Genomic DNA, 18478 nt, shown 5'->3' with positions numbered 1-18478 from the left:
TGGGCATCGCCCACCGCGGGAGACTCACAATGAGTACTACAACCCAGAATATCCCGTGGTATCGCCATCTCAACCGCGCACAATGGCGCGCATTTTCCGCTGCCTGGTTGGGATATCTGCTTGACGGTTTTGATTTCGTTTTAATCGCCCTGGTACTCACCGAAGTACAAGGTGAATTCGGGCTGACGACGGTACAGGCGGCAAGTCTGATCTCCGCAGCCTTTATCTCTCGCTGGTTCGGCGGCCTGATGCTTGGCGCTATGGGCGACCGCTACGGGCGTCGTCTGGCAATGGTTACCAGTATCGTTCTCTTCTCGGCCGGGACGCTGGCCTGCGGCTTTGCGCCAGGCTACATCACCATGTTTATTGCTCGTCTGGTCATCGGCATGGGGATGGCGGGAGAATACGGCTCCAGCGCCACCTATGTCATTGAAAGCTGGCCAAAACATCTGCGTAACAAAGCCAGTGGCTTTCTGATTTCCGGCTTCTCGGTGGGTGCCGTCGTTGCCGCTCAGGTCTACAGCCTGGTGGTTCCGGTCTGGGGCTGGCGAGCGCTGTTCTTTATCGGCATTTTGCCAATCATCTTTGCTCTCTGGCTGCGTAAAAACATTCCGGAAGCGGAAGACTGGAAAGAGAAACACGCAGGTAAAGCACCAGTACGCACGATGGTAGACATTCTTTACCGTGGTGAACATCGCATTGCCAATATCGTAATGACGCTGGCGGCGGCTACTGCGCTGTGGTTCTGCTTCGCTGGTAACCTGCAAAATGCCGCAATCGTCGCTGTTCTCGGGCTGTTATGTGCCGCAATCTTTATCAGCTTTATGGTTCAGAGTACGGGCAAACGCTGGCCAACGGGCGTAATGCTGATGGTGGTTGTGTTATTTGCTTTCCTCTACTCATGGCCGATTCAGGCACTGCTGCCAACGTATTTGAAAACCGATCTTGCTTATGACCCGCATACTGTCGCCAATGTGCTGTTCTTTAGTGGCTTTGGGGCGGCTGTGGGTTGCTGTGTCGGCGGCTTCCTCGGTGACTGGCTGGGAACCCGCAAAGCGTACGTTTGTAGCCTGCTGGCCTCGCAACTGCTGATTATTCCGGTATTTGCGATTGGTGGCGCAAACGTCTGGGTGCTCGGTTTGTTACTGTTCTTCCAGCAAATGCTTGGACAAGGGATCGCCGGGATCTTACCGAAACTGATTGGCGGTTATTTCGATACCGACCAGCGTGCAGCGGGCCTGGGCTTTACCTACAACGTTGGCGCATTGGGCGGCGCACTGGCCCCAATCATCGGCGCGTTGATCGCTCAACGTCTGGATCTGGGTACTGCGCTGGCATCGCTTTCGTTTAGCCTGACGTTCGTGGTGATCCTGCTGATTGGGCTGGATATGCCTTCTCGCGTTCAGCGTTGGTTGCGCCCGGAAGCGTTGCGTACTCATGACGCTATCGACGGCAAACCATTTAGCGGTGCCGTGCCGTTTGGCAGCGCTAAAAACGATTTAGTCAAAACCAAAAGTTAATCCTGTTGCCCGGTCTTCTACCGGGCCTTTCGCTAAGGGAAGATGTATGTCGTTACTTGCACAACTGGATCAAAAAATCGCTGCTAACGGTGGCCTGATTGTCTCCTGCCAGCCGGTTCCGGACAGCCCACTCGATAAACCTGAAATCGTCGCCGCCATGGCATTAGCGGCAGAGCAGGCGGGAGCGGTTGCCATTCGTATTGAAGGTGTGGCAAATCTGCAAGCCACGCGTGCGGTGGTGAGCGTGCCAATTATCGGGATTGTCAAACGCGATCTGGAGGATTCTCCGGTACGTATCACGGCCTATATTGAAGATGTTGATGCACTGGCGCAGGCGGGTGCGGATATCATCGCTATTGATGGCACCGATCGCCTGCGCCCGGTTCCAGTTGAAACACTGTTGGCGCGTATTCACCATCACGGTTTACTGGCGATGACCGACTGTTCAACGCCGGAAGACGGCCTGGCTTGCCAAAAGCTGGGAGCCGAAATTATTGGTACTACGCTTTCTGGCTATACCACGCCTGAAACGCCAGAAGAGCCAGACCTGGCACTGGTAAAAACATTAAGCGACGCCGGATGTCGGGTGATTGCCGAAGGGCGTTACAACTCGCCTGCTCAGGCGGCGGATGCGATGCGCCACGGTGCATGGGCGGTGACGGTCGGTTCTGCTATCACGCGTCTTGAACACATTTGTCAGTGGTACAACACAGCGATGAAAAAGGCGGTGCTATGACTACACTGGCGATTGATATCGGCGGTACTAAACTTGCCGCCGCGCTGATTGGCGCTGATGGGCAGATCCGCGATCGCCGTGAACTTCCTACGCCTGCTAGCCAGACACCAGAAGCCTTGCGTGAAGCCTTAGCCGCATTAGTCTCTCCGTTACAAGCGCATGCGCAGCAGGTTGCCATCGCTTCTACCGGAATTATTCGCGACGGCAGCCTGCTGGCGCTGAATCCGCATAATCTCGGTGGATTGCTACACTTTCCGTTAGTCAAAACTCTGGAACAACTTACCGATTTGCCGACCATTGCCATTAACGACGCGCAGGCCGCAGCATGGGCAGAGTATCAGGCGCTGGAAGGCGATATAACCGAGATGGTGTTTATCACTGTTTCCACTGGCGTCGGTGGCGGTGTAGTGAGCGGCGGCAAACTGCTTACCGGCCCTGGAGGTCTGGCGGGGCACATCGGGCATACGCTTGCCGATCCGCATGGTCCAGTCTGCGGCTGTGGACGCACAGGTTGCGTGGAGGCGATTGCTTCTGGTCGCGGCATTGCGGCGGCAGCGCAAGGGGAGTTGGCTGGTGCGAATGCGAAAACTATTTTCACGCACGCCGGGCAGGGCGATGAGCAGGCGCAGCAACTGATTCACCGCTCCGCACATGTGCTGGCAAGGCTGATCGCTGATATTAAAGCCACAACTGATTGTCAGTGCGTAGTGGTCGGTGGCAGCGTTGGTCTGGCAGAAGGGTATCTGGCGTTGGTGGAAACGTATCTGGCGCAGGAGCCAGCGGCATTTCATGTTGATTTACTGGCGGCGCACTACCGCCATGATGCAGGTTTACTTGGGGCTGCGCTGTTGGCCCAGGGAGAAAAATTATGATGATGGGTGAAGTACAGTCATTACCGTCTGCTGGGTTACATCCTGCGTTACAGGACGCGTTAACACTAGCCTTAGCCGCCAGGCCGCAAGAAAAAGCGCCGGGTCGTTACGAATTACAGGGCGATAATATCTTTATGAATGTCATGACGTTTAACACTCAATCGCCCGTCGAGAAAAAAGCGGAATTGCACGAGCAGTACATTGATATCCAGCTGTTATTAAACGGTGAGGAACGGATCCTGTTTGGCATGGCAGGCACTGCGCGTCAGTGTGAAGAGTTCCACCATGAAGATGATTACCAGCTTTGCAGCGCCATTGAGAATGAGCAAACCATCATCCTGAAACCGGGAATGTTCGCCGTGTTTATGCCTGGAGAACCGCATAAGCCGGGATGCGTTGTCGGCGAGCCGGGTGAGATTAAAAAGGTTGTGGTGAAGGTTAAGGCTGATTTAATGGCTTAAAACTTAGTTCGTTTTAAAGATTCTGCAGACACTGTCTGCAGATTTCGAAACCGCTGAAATTAACGGCGTCTATAGCCTTCCTCTAGCACCGCCTGTGTTCGAACGAGTTCATCTGCGAGTCGTTTCTCATCAGGTAGTTGCATCTTATATTCGCTTGCCAGAACGGTGTTAGGCAAACCAGCCAGTGCATAATGCGCTTCTCCGACTCCTTTCTCTGCACAGAGAACCAGACCGATGGGCGGATTTTCATCCGGTAGCGTCCAGTGCTCTTTGGCGTAGTTGAGATACATATTCATCTGTCCGGCATCGCTATAGCTGAATTTGCCCACTTTTAGATCGACGATTAGCAGGCAGCGTAAACGGCGGTGGAAAAACAGCAGATCGACACGAAACCAGTTGTCATCAATGCGTAACCTTCGCTGTCGACCAACAAAGGCAAAATCATCCCCAAGTTCCAGCATGAAATCCATCAGGTGGTTGATCAGCGCCTCCTCAAAATCAGATTCTGAGTATTCATCTTTCAACTCCAGAAATTCGAGCACAAAGGGATCGCGTATCGCCTGTTGCGGAAGAATATGCATCTCGGCAGGAGCGTGTTGTTGCAGCATGGCTGATTTGTCATGTGACAGTAGTGTTCGCTCATAAAATTGGGTCGTAATTTGCCGCTCTAGCTGGCGGACAGACCAACCACAGCGGAGCGTCTCTTTTTCATAAAAGCTGCGGGCGTCAGCGTTTTTAACGGAAAGTAAACGGACGTAGGTGGACCAGGGCAGTGGGAAAGATTTGGCAAGTTGCGCTAAATGGCAAGATTCGCCAGACAGTGTCTGGCGAATTGTGGCGCTGAATTCTCCAGACACTGTCTGGAGAATTTCAATGCGTTGAAAGTAAAGGTAAAATTTTTTAAACTGCCATAAATTGCTGGTAGAAAAACCACGTTTATACCGTCGACTTAAATCCTTCGATAGCCGATCAATCAGCTGTGTACCATAAGCTGCTCTGGCCTCGCCACCTTGTTCAAATTCGACAATCCGTCGGCCAATTTCCCAGTACGTGGCGGTCATTAACGCGTTAACACTACGTACCGTTTCTGTCCTGGCGCTATCGACCAGATGAATAATGCCGTCGTGGATTTGCTGGTAGCCTGCTGTGGTTCCTTCTGAGAGCGATTCCATTATCTTTCCCTTTATATGGCGCAGTGTTGAATAATGGAATCAGCTATACGCCGGGCATCTGCCGGTAACAATCCAGATGTGCGTATTACATTGGTTTTCTTCAGATTATGCGAGGCGCTTTCCAGAACGAAAGGAGAATTTCAGCGCCGACTCTTTTCAGAGGAGGCGGCGCTGGGACAGAGCTTAAACTTCCAGCCAGTTCATAATGCCGTCTGCCGCCTTACGACCTTCGGCAATAGCGGTCACCACCAGATCGGAACCTCGGACGATATCACCGCCAGCAAAGATTTTCGGGTTGCTGGTCTGGAAAGCGTTGTCGCTGCCTTCCGGGGCGATAATGCGCCCTTGCGAATCCAGCTCGACGCTGTGTTTTGCCAGCCATTCCATGCTGTGTGGGCGGAAACCAAACGCCATGATCACCGCATCTGCCGGAACGATATGTTCGGATCCTGCCACGATCTCTGCGCGGCGACGGCCTTTGGCATCCGGTTCGCCCATTTCTGTGCGCACCATTTTCACGCCGCTGACTTTGCCGTTGCCGTTCACTTCAATACCCAGTGGCTGGACGTTGAATTTGAACTCAACACCTTCTTCCCGCGCGTTTTTCACTTCGCGGCGGGAACCCGGCATGTTCTCTTCATCACGACGATAGGCACAGGTAACGTGCTTTGCCCCCTGGCGCACGGAAGTACGCACGCAGTCCATCGCGGTATCGCCACCGCCAAGTACCACCACGCGTTTGCCTTCCATGCTGACGAACGGTTCTTCGCGAGTTTCACCAAAGCCCATTAACTGTTTGGTGTTGGCGATAAGGAACGGCAGCGCTGCGTACACGCCATCGGCGTCTTCGTTTTCCAGTCCGCCGCGCATTGACTGATAAGTCCCGACGCCAAGGAACACCGCATCGTAATCACTCAGCAGATCGTCCAGCTGCACGTCGCGGCCCACTTCGGTATTGAGTTTGAATTCAATACCCATGCCGGTGAAGATTTCACGGCGGCGCGTCATTACCTCTTTTTCCAGCTTGAAAGCCGGAATACCGAAGGTCAGCAGGCCGCCAATTTCCGGGTGACGGTCGAAGACGACCGCTTTTACGCCGTTGCGCGTCAGGACATCCGCACACGCCAGACCCGCCGGGCCTGCACCGATAATCGCCACTTTTTTACCGGTCTGTTTCACGCCAGACATATCCGGACGCCAGCCCATTTCGAACGCTTTATCATTGATATAACGCTCAATGTTGCCGATGGTCACCGCACCAAACTCATCGTTCAGGGTGCAGGAACCTTCGCACAGACGGTCCTGCGGGCAGACACGTCCGCATACTTCCGGCAGGGTATTGGTCTGGTGCGACAGTTCCGCCGCTTCAAAAATACGCCCCTCGTTGGCGAGCTTCAGCCAGTTCGGGATGTAGTTGTGTACCGGGCATTTCCACTCGCAGTATGGGTTGCCGCACGACAGGCAGCGGTCAGCCTGCGCTTTGGCCTGGCCTTCGGAAAACGGCTCGTAAATTTCAACAAACTCAATTTTGCGGATCTTCAGCGGTTTCTTTGGCGGATCAACGCGCTGCAGGTCGATAAATTGATAAACATTCTGACTCATTGTTACTACCCCTTACTGCGCCTGCACGCGCAACTCTGCTGCGCTACGACTACGGTGACCCAGCAGTGCTTTTACATCACTGGACTTCGGTTTAACCAGCGCAAATTTAGTGGCGAAGGTTGACCAGTTCGCCAGAATCTCTTCACCGCGCTGAGAGCCAGTATGCTGCACATGCTCGGTGATAAGACCACGCAGATGCTCTTCATGGATCGCCAGGGAGTCAACGCTTAAGACCTCGACCAGTTCCGGGTTAACGCGTTTGCGGAAATCGCCGCTTTCATCGAGAACGTAAGCGAAGCCGCCGGTCATGCCCGCGCCGAAGTTAACGCCGGTTTTACCCAGAATACAGACAATACCGCCCGTCATATATTCACACCCGTTGTCGCCAATACCTTCAACCACGGTAATCGCACCGGAGTTACGCACGCCGAAACGTTCACCCGCGCGGCCTGCGGCATACAGACGACCACCGGTCGCGCCATACAGGCAGGTGTTGCCGATAATACTTGCTTCATGGCTGCGGAAGGCTGAGCCAACCGGAGGGCGAATGGCGATTAAGCCGCCCGCCATGCCTTTACCGACATAGTCGTTGGCATCACCGGTCAGGTACAGTTCCACGCCGCCCGCGTTCCACACACCGAAGCTCTGGCCTGCGGTGCCGTTGAAGTACGCTTTAATCGGATCGGCTGCCAGCCCCTGATCGCCGTGCGTCTGGGCGATATAGCCCGAAAGCGATGCACCCACGGAACGGTCGGTGTTGCGAATATCGAACCAGAAGGTTTTGCTCTGACGCTCATCGACAAACGGTTTCGCCTGTTGCAGCAACTGCGCGTTTAGCAGGCCATTATCAAACGGCGGGTTGTTTTCGGTGCAGTAGAGCGCCTTACCTGGATGCGGCTCGGCAGTCTCCAGCAGCTTCGACAGCGCCAGTTTCTGCTGTTTGGCGGTGAAACCGTCCAGCTCTTTGAGCAGGTCGGTACGGCCAATCAGATCCACCAGGCGCGTTACGCCCAGTTGCGCCATCAGCTCGCGGGTTTCACGGGCGATAAATTCAAAGTAGTTGGTCACTTTGAACGGCAAGCCGTGATAGTGGTTCTTACGCAGTTTGTCATCCTGAGTTGCTACACCGGTGGCGCAGTTGTTCAGGTGGCAGATTCGCAGGTATTTACAGCCGAGCGCCACCATCGGGCCAGTGCCGAAGCCGAAGCTTTCTGCGCCGAGAATCGCCGCTTTGATGATATCGACACCCGTTTTCAGGCCGCCATCGACCTGCAAACGGATCTTATGACGCAAGCCGTTGGCAACCAGCGCCTGTTGTGTTTCAACAAGCCCCAGTTCCCACGGGCAGCCTGCGTATTTCACCGATGAAAGCGGACTTGCGCCGGTGCCGCCGTCATAGCCTGCGATGGTGATCAAGTCCGCATAAGCTTTCGCCACGCCAGTCGCGATGGTGCCAACGCCCGGTTCAGAAACCAGCTTCACGGAGATCATCGCTTTCGGGTTGACCTGCTTGAGGTCGAAAATGAGCTGCGCTAAGTCCTCGATAGAGTAGATATCATGGTGCGGCGGCGGAGAGATCAGCGTCACTCCGGGCACCGAATAGCGCAGTTTGGCGATGTAAGGAGTGACTTTATCGCCCGGCAACTGACCGCCTTCGCCCGGTTTCGCGCCCTGGGCGACTTTAATCTGAATGACGTCAGCATTGACCAGGTACGCCGGAGTAACGCCGAAGCGACCAGAAGCCACCTGCTTGATGCGCGACACTTTGTTAGTGCCGTAGCGCGCCGGATCTTCACCACCTTCACCGGAGTTCGAGTTACCGCCGATGCTATTCATCGCTTCCGCCAGCGCCTCGTGGGCTTCCGGGCTTAACGCGCCGATAGACATCGCAGCGGTATCGAAGCGTTTAAACAGTTCGCTTGCCGGTTCAACATCGGCAATGTTGACTGCGTTTTCACCCGGCGTAATTGCCAGCAGATCGCGCAGCGTGGTTGCCGGACGCTCATTAACCAGCTTCGCGTATTCCTGATAGTCGCTGTACTCGCCGCTTTGTACCGCCTGTTGCAGTGTGCGCACGACGTCCGGGTTGTAGGCGTGGTATTCGCCACCGTGCACGTATTTCAGCAAGCCGCCCTGGCTGATGGGCTTACGCGCCAGCCAGGCACGTTTCGACAGATTCAGCAGATCCTGCTGGAAGTCTTCAAAGCTTGCCCCACCAATGCGGCTAACCGCGCCCTGGAAGCACAGGCCCACTACATCATCGTGCAGACCGACCGCTTCAAACAGTTTCGAGCAGCGGTAAGACGCGATGGTGGAGATGCCCATTTTGGACATGATTTTGTACAAGCCTTTGTTGATGCCGTTACGGTAGTTGAGCATCACGGTACGATAATCTTTGGCAATCGCGTGGGTGTCTACCAGGCGGCCCAGCGTTTCATAGGCCAGGTACGGATAAATAGCCGTTGCGCCGAAGCCCAGCAACACGGCGAAGTGGTGCGGGTCGCGGGCGCTGGCGGTTTCGACGATGATATTGGCATCGCAACGCAGGCTTTGATCGACCAGACGAGTCTGGATCGCGCCAACCGCCATCGGAGCCGGAACCGGCAGGCGATCTTTAGCGATATTCCGGTCAGAAAGCACCAGCAGCACGGTGCCGCTACGCACCATCTGTTCTGCTTTGTCGCACAGCTCTTTGACCGTCGCTTCGAGCGTGGTTTTAGTGACGTCAAAGGTGATATCCAGCGTATTTGCGCGGTAGTGCTCCTCTTTCATCGTCGTGAGCTGTTTGAAATCAGAGTAGAGCAGAATCGGCGATTTAAAGCTTAAACGGTGCGCCTGACCTTCTGCTTCGCAGAAGACGTTCATTTCACGACCGATGCTGGTGGCGAGCGACATAACATGCGCTTCACGTAGCGGGTCGATTGGCGGGTTAGTGACCTGGGCAAACTGCTGACGGAAGTAGTCGTAAATAATACGCGGCTGGCTGGAGAGCACGGCGAATGGGGTGTCGTCGCCCATCGAACCGACGGCTTCCTGACCGTTTTCACCCAGGACGCGGATCACCGAATCCAGCTCTTCCGCGCTGTAGTTAAACTGTTTCTGGTAGCTGGCAAGCGTGTCGTCGTCCAGTTCGCGGCTACCCACTTCTTCATCGGGCAAGTCTTCAAACGGCACCAAACGGCGGACGTTTTTCTCCATCCACTCTTTATAAGGATGGCGGCTTTTCAGGTCGTCATCGGTTTCAGCCGAGTGCAGAATACGCCCACTGCGGGTGTCGATCACCATCAGTTCACCCGGCCCTACGCGGCCTTTTTCGACCACTTCGTCAGGCTGATAATCCCAGATACCGACTTCAGAGGCGCAGGTGATGAGCTTATCTTTGGTGATGACATAGCGCGCCGGACGCAGACCGTTACGGTCGAGGTTACAGGCAGCAAAACGACCATCGGACATCACGATGCCCGCCGGGCCATCCCACGGCTCCATATGCATGGAGTTAAAGTCAAAGAAGGCACGCAGTTCCGGGTCCATATCCGGGTTGTTCTGCCAGGCGGGTGGTACTAACAGACGCATGGCGCGGATGATATCCATCCCGCCAGCCAGCAGCAGTTCCAGCATGTTATCCATGGAACTGGAGTCAGAACCGGTTTCGTTGACGAACGGCGCGGCGTCGTGCAGGTCAGGGATCAGCGGTGTCTGGAATTTATAGGTACGCGCGCGCGCCCATTGGCGGTTACCGGTGATGGTGTTGATTTCACCGTTATGCGCCAGGTAGCGGAACGGCTGCGCCAGCGGCCAGCGCGGTACGGTGTTAGTGGAGAAGCGCTGGTGGAACAGGCAGATGGCCGATTCCAGACGCAGGTCCGCGAGGTCCAGGTAGAAGCGCGGCAGATCCGCCGGCATACACAGACCTTTATAGATGTTCACCAGATTCGACAGGCTACAGACGTAGAAGTCTTTGTCAGCTTCGAGACGCTTTTCAATGCGGCGGCGGGCGATAAACAGACGGCGCTCCATATCGCGCGGACGCCAACCTGCCGGGGCGTTCACAAAAATTTGCTCAATGCGTGGCAGAGAGGAGAGGGCGATTTCACCCAGCACGCCTTCGTTAGTGGGGACATCACGCCAGCCGACAATCGACAACGTTTCGCGTTGCAGCTCTTCTTCAACGATGCGGCGTGCGGTCGCGGCGAGTTCAGGATCTTTATTCAGGAAAAGCATCCCGACGGCGTAGTTTTTCGCTAAACGCCAGCCTCGCTCCTGCGCAACAATGCGAAAAAAGCGATCCGGTTTTTGTAACAGCAAGCCGCAACCGTCACCGGTTTTACCATCGGCGAGAATCGCGCCACGGTGCTGCATGCGGGCCAGTGCGTGTATTGCAGTACGCACTACCTTGTGGCTAGGTTCGCCTTCTATGTGGGCGATCAGGCCGAAACCACAGTTATCCCTCTCAAGGGATTTATCGTACAACATATCGTGAACCTCCCCCAGGCTCTGCGGGAACCCCACTTCCGAACCGCTGCGCACGGGCACAGAAAGAGCGTGGCGACGGGGTTTGCGTTTCATACGCGCGCCTCGCATTCGCCCCCTTGTTGTCCTTTTCGCATCGATTAATACGGTGAAGAGGGGATCTCAATTACTGCATAAATATGATGAGCAGGCTGCTCATCCAGAAAGCTTCCAGCGGATTTCCAACTTATCGGGAAAGCTGATACAGGTCAAATGGCAAGCTTATTGGTACAGAAATGTGCTTTAGCGCAAAATTCTTTATTAATTTATTGAAATTAAAAAGGATTTGTTAATTAAGTTGAAAAGAGGCGTCGTTAGGGAAGCAGTCAATTCCTGACTGTCATAAAGGCGTGTTAACCCTTATCCTGTCTTGAACTGATGAGAAAACCAGCATTTTATACTGCCTTAATTGGTAATGACGTTTCATGCTACTGTTTTTGCCTAAAATCCATAAGGAGATAAAAAAATCTGACACAAGATAAGCAAAAGTGATTTATGTGATAATGCATGAAATTTCGGTAATTTTGATTGATTATGCAATTGATAAAAGCAGGCTGGGACGATTGATCCAGGTCATCGCCGAATTGAGCTAAAAATGGCAGGCTTTGGCCTCTTTTCAAGGCGCGGTCTATCAGATTATGCAGTTACAGAAATTAGTCAATATGTTTGGTGGTGATCTCACCCGTCGTTATGGGCAAAAGGTGCATAAGCTGACGCTGCACGGTGGTTTTAGCTGCCCTAACCGTGACGGTACCATCGGGCGTGGTGGCTGCACATTCTGTAATGTTGCCTCGTTTGCCGATGAAGCGCAGCAGCATCATTCCATTGCTGAGCAACTGGCGCACCAGGCGAATTTAGTTAACCGCGCTAAACGCTATCTGGCCTACTTTCAGGCGTATACCAGCACCTTTGCGGAAGTTCAGGTGCTGCGTTCTATGTATCAGCAGGCGGTGAGCCAGGCCAATATTGTCGGTTTGTGTGTTGGTACCCGCCCGGACTGCGTGCCGGATGCGGTGCTGGATCTGCTTTGCGAATATAAGGACCAGGGCTACGAAGTGTGGCTGGAGCTGGGGCTACAAACCGCCCACGACAAAACGCTGCATCGCATCAATCGCGGTCATGATTTTGCCTGCTATCAGCGCACGACGCAGCTGGCGCGTGAGCGCGGGCTGAAGGTGTGTTCTCACTTAATTGTCGGCCTGCCTGGCGAAGGGCAGGCTGAATGTTTGCAAACGCTGGAGCGAGTGGTTGAAACCGGCGTGGACGGCATAAAGCTGCATCCGCTACATATAGTAAAAGGCAGCATTATGGCGAAAGCCTGGGAAGCGGGGCGTTTGAACGGTATTGAACTGGACGATTACACGCTCACTGCCGGAGAAATGATTCGCCATACGCCACCGGAAGTGATCTACCACCGCATTTCCGCCAGCGCCCGTCGCCCGACGCTGCTTGCTCCGCTGTGGTGCGAAAATCGATGGACGGGAATGGTCGAGCTGGATCGCTATCTGAATGAACATGGCGTACAGGGATCGGCGCTGGGACGTCCGTGGCTACCTCCAACGGAGTAGGCCATTGAGGGGAATTCCGCATTTCTCACACAATTTATAACGTAACTGTCAGAATTGGGTATTATTGGGGCAGGTTGTCGTGAAGGAATTCCCTAATGAAGCAAATTCGTCTGCTGGCGCAGTATTATGTTGACCTGATGATGAAGTTAGGTCTGGTGCGCTTCTCAATGTTGCTGGCGCTGGCCCTCGTCGTTCTTGCCATTGTGGTACAAATGGCAGTGACCATGGTGCTGCATGGTCAGGTCGAAAGCATTGATGTTATTCGTTCTATCTTCTTTGGTCTGCTGATTACGCCGTGGGCGGTCTACTTTCTTTCAGTGGTCGTTGAGCAACTGGAGGAGTCACGACAACGTCTGTCACGGCTGGTGCAAAAACTGGAGGAGATGCGCGAGCGCGATTTGAGCCTCAACGTTCAGTTAAAAGATAATATTGCCCAGCTAAATCAGGAAATTGCCGTTCGTGAAAAAGCGGAAGCAGAACTGCAGGAAACCTTCGGCCAACTGAAAATTGAAATTAAAGAGCGCGAAGAGACACAAATTCAGCTCGAGCAGCAATCCTCATTCTTACGTTCCTTCCTTGATGCTTCACCCGACCTGGTTTTTTATCGTAACGAAGATAAAGAGTTTTCCGGCTGTAACCGCGCGATGGAGCTGCTGACCGGAAAAAGCGAAAAACAACTGGTTCACCTGAAACCTGCTGATGTTTACTCACCGGAAGCCGCTGCGAAAGTCATTGAAACCGATGAAAAAGTGTTCCGTCATAATGTGTCACTGACCTATGAGCAGTGGCTGGATTATCCCGACGGACGCAAAGCCTGCTTTGAAATCCGTAAAGTGCCGTACTACGACCGCGTGGGTAAACGTCACGGTTTGATGGGCTTTGGTCGCGACATTACCGAGCGTAAGCGGTATCAGGATGCACTTGAACGCGCCAGCCGCGACAAAACGACGTTTATTTCCACCATCAGTCACGAATTGCGTACACCGCTGAACGGTATCGTCGGCCTGAGCCGCATTCTGCTGGATACTGAACTTACCGCTGAGCAGGAAAAATATCTCAAAACCATCCATGTTTCTGCCGTCACGCTGGGGAATATCTTCAACGATATTATTGACATGGATAAGATGGAGCGGCGCAAGGTCCAGCTTGATAATCAGCCGGTTGATTTCACCAGCTTCCTTGCCGATCTGGAAAATCTCTCCGCATTGCAGGCGCAACAGAAAGGATTGCGCTTTAATCTGGAGCCGACGCTGCCATTACCGCATCAGGTCATTACCGACGGGACGCGTTTACGGCAGATCCTGTGGAATCTCATCAGTAACGCCGTCAAATTCACCCAGCAAGGCCAGGTTACCGTGCGCGTGCGCTACGATGAAGGCGATATGCTGCATTTTGAAGTGGAAGACTCTGGTATCGGCATTCCGCAGGATGAGCTGGATAAAATCTTCGCCATGTATTACCAGGTGAAAGACAGTCATGGCGGTAAACCTGCCACTGGCACCGGTATTGGTCTGGCCGTTTCTCGTCGTCTGGCGAAAAATATGGGCGGCGATATTACGGTTACCAGCGAACAGGGCAAAGGTTCCACCTTTACGTTGACGATCCACGCACCGTCGGTGGCTGAAGAGGTCGATGATGCGTTTGACGAAGACGATATGCCTTTACCGGCGCTGAATGTGCTGCTAGTAGAGGACATTGAACTGAACGTGATTGTCGCGCGTTCTGTGCTGGAAAAATTAGGAAACAGCGTTGATGTCGCAATGACCGGCAAGGCGGCGCTGGAGATGTTTAAACCGGGTGAATACGACCTGGTGTTGCTGGATATTCAGTTGCCAGATATGACCGGGCTGGATATCTCTCGTGAACTGACGAAGCGATATCCGCGCGAGGATTTACCACCGCTGGTAGCCTTAACCGCTAACGTACTGAAAGACAAACAAGAGTACCTCAATGCTGGAATGGATGATGTGCTGAGTAAGCCGCTTTCTGTTCCAGCGCTAACCGCGATGATCAAGAAATTCTGGGATACCCAGGATGATGAGGAGAGCACGGTGACGACAGAAGAGAACAGCAAATCTGAAGCATTACTCGATATTCCCATGCTGGAACAATATCTCGAACTTGTAGGACCGAAGCTGATTACCGACGGGTTAGCGGTGTTTGAGAAGATGATGCCGGGCTATGTGAGTGTACTGGAGTCGAACCTGACGGCGCAGGATAAAAAAGGCATCGTCGAGGAAGGGCATAAAATTAAAGGCGCGGCGGGTTCAGTGGGGTTACGCCATCTGCAACAGCTGGGTCAGCAAATTCAGTCTCCTGACCTTCCTGCGTGGGAAGATAACGTCGGTGAATGGATTGAAGAGATGAAAGAAGAGTGGCGTCACGACGTAGAAGTACTGAAAGCGTGGGTGGCAAAAGCTACTAAAAAATGACCCCGGCTAGACCGGGGTGCGCGAATACTGCGCCAACACCAGGGAAATCTTGGCTGCGCCGTAAATTTTTATGATGAGTTACAAGGGCACAGCACTTTTTTTCAGGCCGCACGCAGTTAAGATAGCAAAACTTAAATGATTTGTTACATGAATCAGTTAAATGTGTGATGCGTAGCATTTTTATTAAAAAAATTAATGTGTTTCAGTCAATTGCGAAAGGATGATCACAATGAAGAAAATTGGCGTAATTCTGAGCGGATGCGGCGTCTATGACGGTTCTGAAATTCATGAAGCGGTGTTGACGTTGTTAGCTATTTCACGCAGCGGTGCGCAGGCGGTCTGCTTTGCACCGGATAAGCAGCAGGTTGATGTTATCAACCATTTAACTGGCGAAGCGATGCCGGAAACGCGCAATGTGCTGATTGAAGCGGCACGAATAACGCGCGGTGAAATCCGTCCTCTGGCTCAGGCCGATGCCGCTGAACTGGATGCGTTGATTGTGCCGGGGGGGTTTGGCGCGGCGAAGAATTTAAGCAATTTTGCCAGTCTTGGTAGCGAATGCACCGTTGACCGTGAATTAAAGGCGCTGGCACAAGCGATGCATCAGGCCGGAAAACCGCTTGGTTTTATGTGTATTGCCCCGGCGATGCTGCCGAAAATTTTCGATTTCCCGCTGCGTTTGACCATCGGTACTGATATCGATACCGCAGAAGTGCTGGAAGAGATGGGCGCGGAGCATGTGCCGTGTCCTGTCGATGATATCGTGGTTGATGAAGACAATAAGATTGTCACCACCCCGGCATATATGCTGGCGCAGAACATTGCAGAAGCGGCGAGCGGCATTGATAAGCTGGTTTCCCGCGTGCTGGTTCTGACTGAATGATTAAAAGCCGCTTAACGGTGTTTAGTTTCGTTCGCCGTTTTCTTCTACGGTCAATGGTTGTCCTCGCCGTTTTCTGGGGCGGGGGCATCGCGTTGTTTAGCGTTGCGCCTGTTCCTTTCTCAGCGGTAATGGCCGAGCGACAAGTCAGCGCCTGGCTGCATGGCAATTTTCGTTACGTGGCACATTCTGACTGGGTCAGTATGGATCAAATCTCGCCGTGGATGGGACTGGCGGTGATTGCCGCAGAAGATCAGAAGTTTCCTGAGCACTGGGGCTTTGATGTCGCTTCCATTGAGCAAGCCCTGGCGCACAACGAGCGCAATGAAAACCGTATTCGCGGCGCATCAACGATTTCTCAGCAAACAGCCAAAAATCTCTTTTTATGGGATGGACGTAGCTGGGTACGAAAAGGGTTGGAAGCCGGATTAACGCTGGGGATAGAAACAGTCTGGAGCAAAAAGCGTATCCTGACGGTTTATCTGAATATCGCCGAATTTGGCGACGGTGTGTTTGGCGTCGAAGCTGCGGCACAACGTTATTTCCACAAACCCGCGAGCAAACTTACCCGGTCGGAAGCTGCGTTACTGGCTGCCGTATTACCTAATCCACTGCGTTTCAAAGTCTCCGCGCCATCGGGCTATGTGCGTAGCCGTCAGGCGTGGATTTTACGGCAGATGTATCAGTTAGGCGGTGAGTCGTTTATGCAACAACACCAGCTGAATTAAGCTTCGCGCGAAGTGAGGGCCAGCGTTTTGCTCTCACGTGGTTGCAGATCTTTCTGTAGGGCAATAGCCAGTGCCGGCTGGGCGATAAACCGTTTCCATAACCGCTCTTGCTTTCGTTGACAACACCACTTTGACCAGGTCGCCAGTGGAATCAACGTGCTTTCACCAATGTTGTCGCAGACGACGGGGATAACCTCTGACTCACTGATGCGGTGACAGAGGATATTCTGCGGCTTCAACGACATCGTCACGATATGGTTATCCTGCAAATAACGTTTCAGCTGTTTCAGTAACTGGCGCAGCTGTGCAACGTCTTCTTCGTAACGACATTGTTCTGCAAATTCGGTCAGCGTAACGGAGGGCTTACCGTCGAAATCGGCAATCACATCGTAGACATAACCCGTTCCGCAATCCGTCTCCACGGTACCGTGATAGCGCGGTATTCCACTCCAGTCTTTTAACCGGCGACCAAGATGCGCGTAATACTTTAACTCACGGCGGATCTCTTTATCACCACCATCACCACGGTGGTAGACAATCTTGATACAGCGTTGGGCATCTTCCGGATGCGCATAGCATTTCCGATGTCTTCCGGTGCCCAGGGGATTTTGTTCAGATAAGCGAATCATACCATCTCCTGGAAATATTTTCTGACGATCTCCAGTATGGTCGAATAACTTAAACAAAACCTAAACAATGCCTCTTAAGGTTTTCTTAAGGTTCTTCTGAAAGTGAAAAGCGCACAAAATGTACAATTTCCGTCATTAATAACGATTTCAGTACGCGCTTTTTTTATTGTCGGGGGGAGCTTGAAGGGATTTGTATGTCAAAGTGATGAAAATTAATCTTCATCAAAACCAGAGTTAAAGAGGGCGATAACGGCGGCCAGTGCTTCCTCTTCCTGTGGACCGGTCGCTTCGACTTCAATCTGCCGTCCTTTGGCAGAATCCAGCATCAGCAGCGCAATAACGCTGTTGGCTTCAGCTTCAGTGCCTTCATCGTTACGTAACAGCACTTCAGCGTCAAAACCCTGCATTAATTCAAACAGCTTCATTGCAGGCCGGGCATGCATGCCCAGCTTGTTTGTGATTTCAACAGTTTGCTTGACGGTCATGGTTTACGTTTTTCCAGCGTACGATGGCGTGACTGGACGTTTTTACCGCGTGAACGGAAGTAGTCTGCCAACTGCTCTGCAATATACACCGAACGGTGCTTCCCGCCAGTACAACCAATGGCGACCGTCAGGTAGCTACGGTTGTTGGTTTCCAGCATAGGTAACCATAGCTCAAGATAGCTTCGCGTCTGGTAAATAAAATTGTGTACTTCTGTGTGGCGGTCGAGGAACGCGGCGACAGGCTTATCAAGACCTGTCATCGGACGCAGTTTTGGATCCCAGTGCGGGTTCGGCAAGAAGCGCACGTCAAAGACGTAATCTGCATCGATAGGGATACCGTGTTTGAAGCCGAAAGACTCAAAGACCATGGTCAGTTCGCGTTCACGTTTACCCAGTAAACGGGTACGCAACATTTCTGCCAGCTCGTGAACGGACATTTCTGAGGTATCGACAATCAGATCCGCTCGCGAACGCAGTGGTTCCAGTAGATCGCTTTCTTTGTCGATAGCACTTTCCAGCGACAGGTTTTTGCTGGAAAGCGGATGCAGGCGGCGCGTGTCACTGTAACGACGAATTAAGGTATTACGGTCGGCATCCAGGAACAGGAGTTGCGGTGAGAAAGCGTCAGGTAGGTTACTCATCGCCTGTTCGAATATTTCTGGTGACTCCGGCATATTACGAACATCAATGCTGACGGCGGCAGAAATCTCGCGATCGGCCAGAGTTCGAGCCAGATCGGGTAACAACACTACGGGGAGGTTATCCACGCAGTAAAAACCCATATCTTCCAGCGCACGAAGGGCGACAGATTTACCTGAACCTGAACGTCCGCTGACGATCATCAGTACCATGTACTGTTTCTCCTCACAACGTCTAAAAGAGAC

14 protein-coding genes are annotated in these 18478 nt (G+C 53.0%); 8 read left to right on the top strand and 6 right to left on the bottom strand.

The features are described from left to right. Positions 1 to 29: 29 nt before the first annotated feature. From nanT to nanQ, 4 genes are read left to right on the top strand one after another with little or no spacing between them, the layout of a single operon-like run. The gene (gene nanT, locus HEN33_RS06550; RefSeq protein WP_000108455.1) at positions 30 to 1520 is read left to right on the top strand and encodes a sialic acid transporter NanT; all 1491 of its coding nucleotides are present in this window, start codon (positions 30 to 32) and stop codon (positions 1518 to 1520) included. Positions 1521 to 1566: 46 nt separating this feature from the next. Continuing rightward, positions 1567 to 2256 carry an N-acetylmannosamine-6-phosphate 2-epimerase gene (locus HEN33_RS06545; RefSeq protein WP_176262732.1) on the top strand — a complete coding sequence of 230 codons (690 nt, stop codon included), beginning with the start codon at positions 1567 to 1569 and terminating at the stop codon, positions 2254 to 2256. Then, complete coding sequence (nanK, locus tag HEN33_RS06540) at positions 2253 to 3128, top strand: N-acetylmannosamine kinase (protein ID WP_105278377.1); 876 nt, start codon at positions 2253 to 2255, stop codon at positions 3126 to 3128. Before HEN33_RS06545 ends, nanK begins: the two co-directional genes overlap by 4 nt. Beyond that, the gene (gene nanQ, locus HEN33_RS06535; protein ID WP_000979880.1) at positions 3125 to 3589 is read left to right on the top strand and encodes an N-acetylneuraminate anomerase; all 465 of its coding nucleotides are present in this window, start codon (positions 3125 to 3127) and stop codon (positions 3587 to 3589) included. Before nanK ends, nanQ begins: the two co-directional genes overlap by 4 nt. A gap of 59 nt (positions 3590 to 3648) precedes the next feature. Here the strand turns inward: nanQ and HEN33_RS06530 are convergent, their stop codons facing one another. From HEN33_RS06530 to gltB, 3 genes are all read right to left on the bottom strand, one after another. Beyond that, positions 3649 to 4761 (bottom strand): PDDEXK nuclease domain-containing protein, encoded by a 1113-nt coding sequence (locus tag HEN33_RS06530; RefSeq protein ID WP_176262731.1) that lies wholly within the window; start codon positions 4759 to 4761, stop codon positions 3649 to 3651. A 183-nt stretch (positions 4762 to 4944) separates the two neighbouring features. Further along, entirely contained in the window at positions 4945 to 6363 is a 1419-nt protein-coding gene (gene gltD, locus HEN33_RS06525; protein ID WP_000081682.1) for a glutamate synthase subunit GltD, read from the bottom strand. 12 nt (positions 6364 to 6375) lie between these two features. Beyond that, positions 6376 to 10836: a glutamate synthase large subunit gene (gene gltB / locus HEN33_RS06520; protein ID WP_032185238.1), complete on the bottom strand. Its 4461-nt coding sequence runs from the start codon at positions 10834 to 10836 to the stop codon at positions 6376 to 6378. Positions 10837 to 11510: 674 nt separating this feature from the next. Here gltB and HEN33_RS06515 point away from each other — a divergent pair. From HEN33_RS06515 to mtgA, 4 genes are all read left to right on the top strand, one after another. Continuing rightward, positions 11511 to 12440 carry a TIGR01212 family radical SAM protein gene (locus HEN33_RS06515; RefSeq protein WP_001354989.1) on the top strand — a complete coding sequence of 310 codons (930 nt, stop codon included), beginning with the start codon at positions 11511 to 11513 and terminating at the stop codon, positions 12438 to 12440. A 95-nt stretch (positions 12441 to 12535) separates the two neighbouring features. Beyond that, positions 12536 to 14872 carry an aerobic respiration two-component sensor histidine kinase ArcB gene (arcB, locus tag HEN33_RS06510; RefSeq protein WP_000809774.1) on the top strand — a complete coding sequence of 779 codons (2337 nt, stop codon included), beginning with the start codon at positions 12536 to 12538 and terminating at the stop codon, positions 14870 to 14872. 229 nt (positions 14873 to 15101) lie between these two features. After that, on the top strand, positions 15102 to 15755 hold the full coding sequence (elbB, locus tag HEN33_RS06505; protein WP_176262730.1) for an isoprenoid biosynthesis glyoxalase ElbB: 654 nt from the start codon (positions 15102 to 15104) through the stop codon (positions 15753 to 15755). Continuing rightward, the gene (mtgA, locus tag HEN33_RS06500; RefSeq protein WP_176262729.1) at positions 15752 to 16480 is read left to right on the top strand and encodes a monofunctional biosynthetic peptidoglycan transglycosylase; all 729 of its coding nucleotides are present in this window, start codon (positions 15752 to 15754) and stop codon (positions 16478 to 16480) included. The genes elbB and mtgA overlap by 4 nt, the downstream gene beginning before the upstream one ends. Here mtgA and yrbL read toward each other — a convergent pair. The 3 genes from yrbL to rapZ all read right to left on the bottom strand — a co-directional run bounded on the left by yrbL (position 16477) and on the right by rapZ (position 18445). Then, positions 16477 to 17109, bottom strand: coding sequence for a PhoP regulatory network protein YrbL (yrbL, locus tag HEN33_RS06495; protein ID WP_000620388.1), 633 nt, complete (start codon positions 17107 to 17109; stop codon positions 16477 to 16479). The genes mtgA and yrbL overlap by 4 nt on opposite strands. A 212-nt stretch (positions 17110 to 17321) precedes the next feature. Further along, complete coding sequence (npr, locus tag HEN33_RS06490) at positions 17322 to 17594, bottom strand: PTS phosphocarrier protein NPr (protein WP_000216791.1); 273 nt, start codon at positions 17592 to 17594, stop codon at positions 17322 to 17324. After that, entirely contained in the window at positions 17591 to 18445 is an 855-nt protein-coding gene (gene rapZ / locus HEN33_RS06485) for an RNase adapter RapZ (protein ID WP_000243741.1), read from the bottom strand. Before rapZ ends, npr begins: the two co-directional genes overlap by 4 nt. Between the last annotated feature and the right edge of the window lie 33 nt (positions 18446 to 18478).

Origin of the sequence: Escherichia sp. 94.0001, from assembly GCF_013369155.2 — a bacterium.
Taxonomy (GTDB): domain Bacteria; phylum Pseudomonadota; class Gammaproteobacteria; order Enterobacterales; family Enterobacteriaceae; genus Escherichia; species Escherichia coli_F.
The sequence above is the reverse complement of the archived record's forward strand: the minus strand, read 5'-3'. Positions and strand labels throughout refer to the sequence as shown.

Bases quoted from the DNA above. Each gene is read 5' to 3' on its own strand.
- nanT (WP_000108455.1), top strand. From the start codon at position 30: ATGAGTACTACAACCCAGAATATCCCGTGGTATCGCCATCTCAACCGC.
- HEN33_RS06545 (WP_176262732.1), top strand. From the start codon at position 1,567: ATGTCGTTACTTGCACAACTGGATCAAAAAATCGCTGCTAACGGTGGC.
- nanK (WP_105278377.1), top strand. From the start codon at position 2,253: ATGACTACACTGGCGATTGATATCGGCGGTACTAAACTTGCCGCCGCG.
- nanQ (WP_000979880.1), top strand. From the start codon at position 3,125: ATGATGATGGGTGAAGTACAGTCATTACCGTCTGCTGGGTTACATCCT.
- HEN33_RS06530 (WP_176262731.1), bottom strand. From the start codon at position 4,761: ATGGAATCGCTCTCAGAAGGAACCACAGCAGGCTACCAGCAAATCCAC.
- gltD (WP_000081682.1), bottom strand. From the start codon at position 6,363: ATGAGTCAGAATGTTTATCAATTTATCGACCTGCAGCGCGTTGATCCG.
- gltB (WP_032185238.1), bottom strand. From the start codon at position 10,836: ATGTTGTACGATAAATCCCTTGAGAGGGATAACTGTGGTTTCGGCCTG.
- HEN33_RS06515 (WP_001354989.1), top strand. From the start codon at position 11,511: ATGCAGTTACAGAAATTAGTCAATATGTTTGGTGGTGATCTCACCCGT.
- arcB (WP_000809774.1), top strand. From the start codon at position 12,536: ATGAAGCAAATTCGTCTGCTGGCGCAGTATTATGTTGACCTGATGATG.
- elbB (WP_176262730.1), top strand. From the start codon at position 15,102: ATGAAGAAAATTGGCGTAATTCTGAGCGGATGCGGCGTCTATGACGGT.
- mtgA (WP_176262729.1), top strand. From the start codon at position 15,752: ATGATTAAAAGCCGCTTAACGGTGTTTAGTTTCGTTCGCCGTTTTCTT.
- yrbL (WP_000620388.1), bottom strand. From the start codon at position 17,109: ATGATTCGCTTATCTGAACAAAATCCCCTGGGCACCGGAAGACATCGG.
- npr (WP_000216791.1), bottom strand. From the start codon at position 17,594: ATGACCGTCAAGCAAACTGTTGAAATCACAAACAAGCTGGGCATGCAT.
- rapZ (WP_000243741.1), bottom strand. From the start codon at position 18,445: ATGGTACTGATGATCGTCAGCGGACGTTCAGGTTCAGGTAAATCTGTC.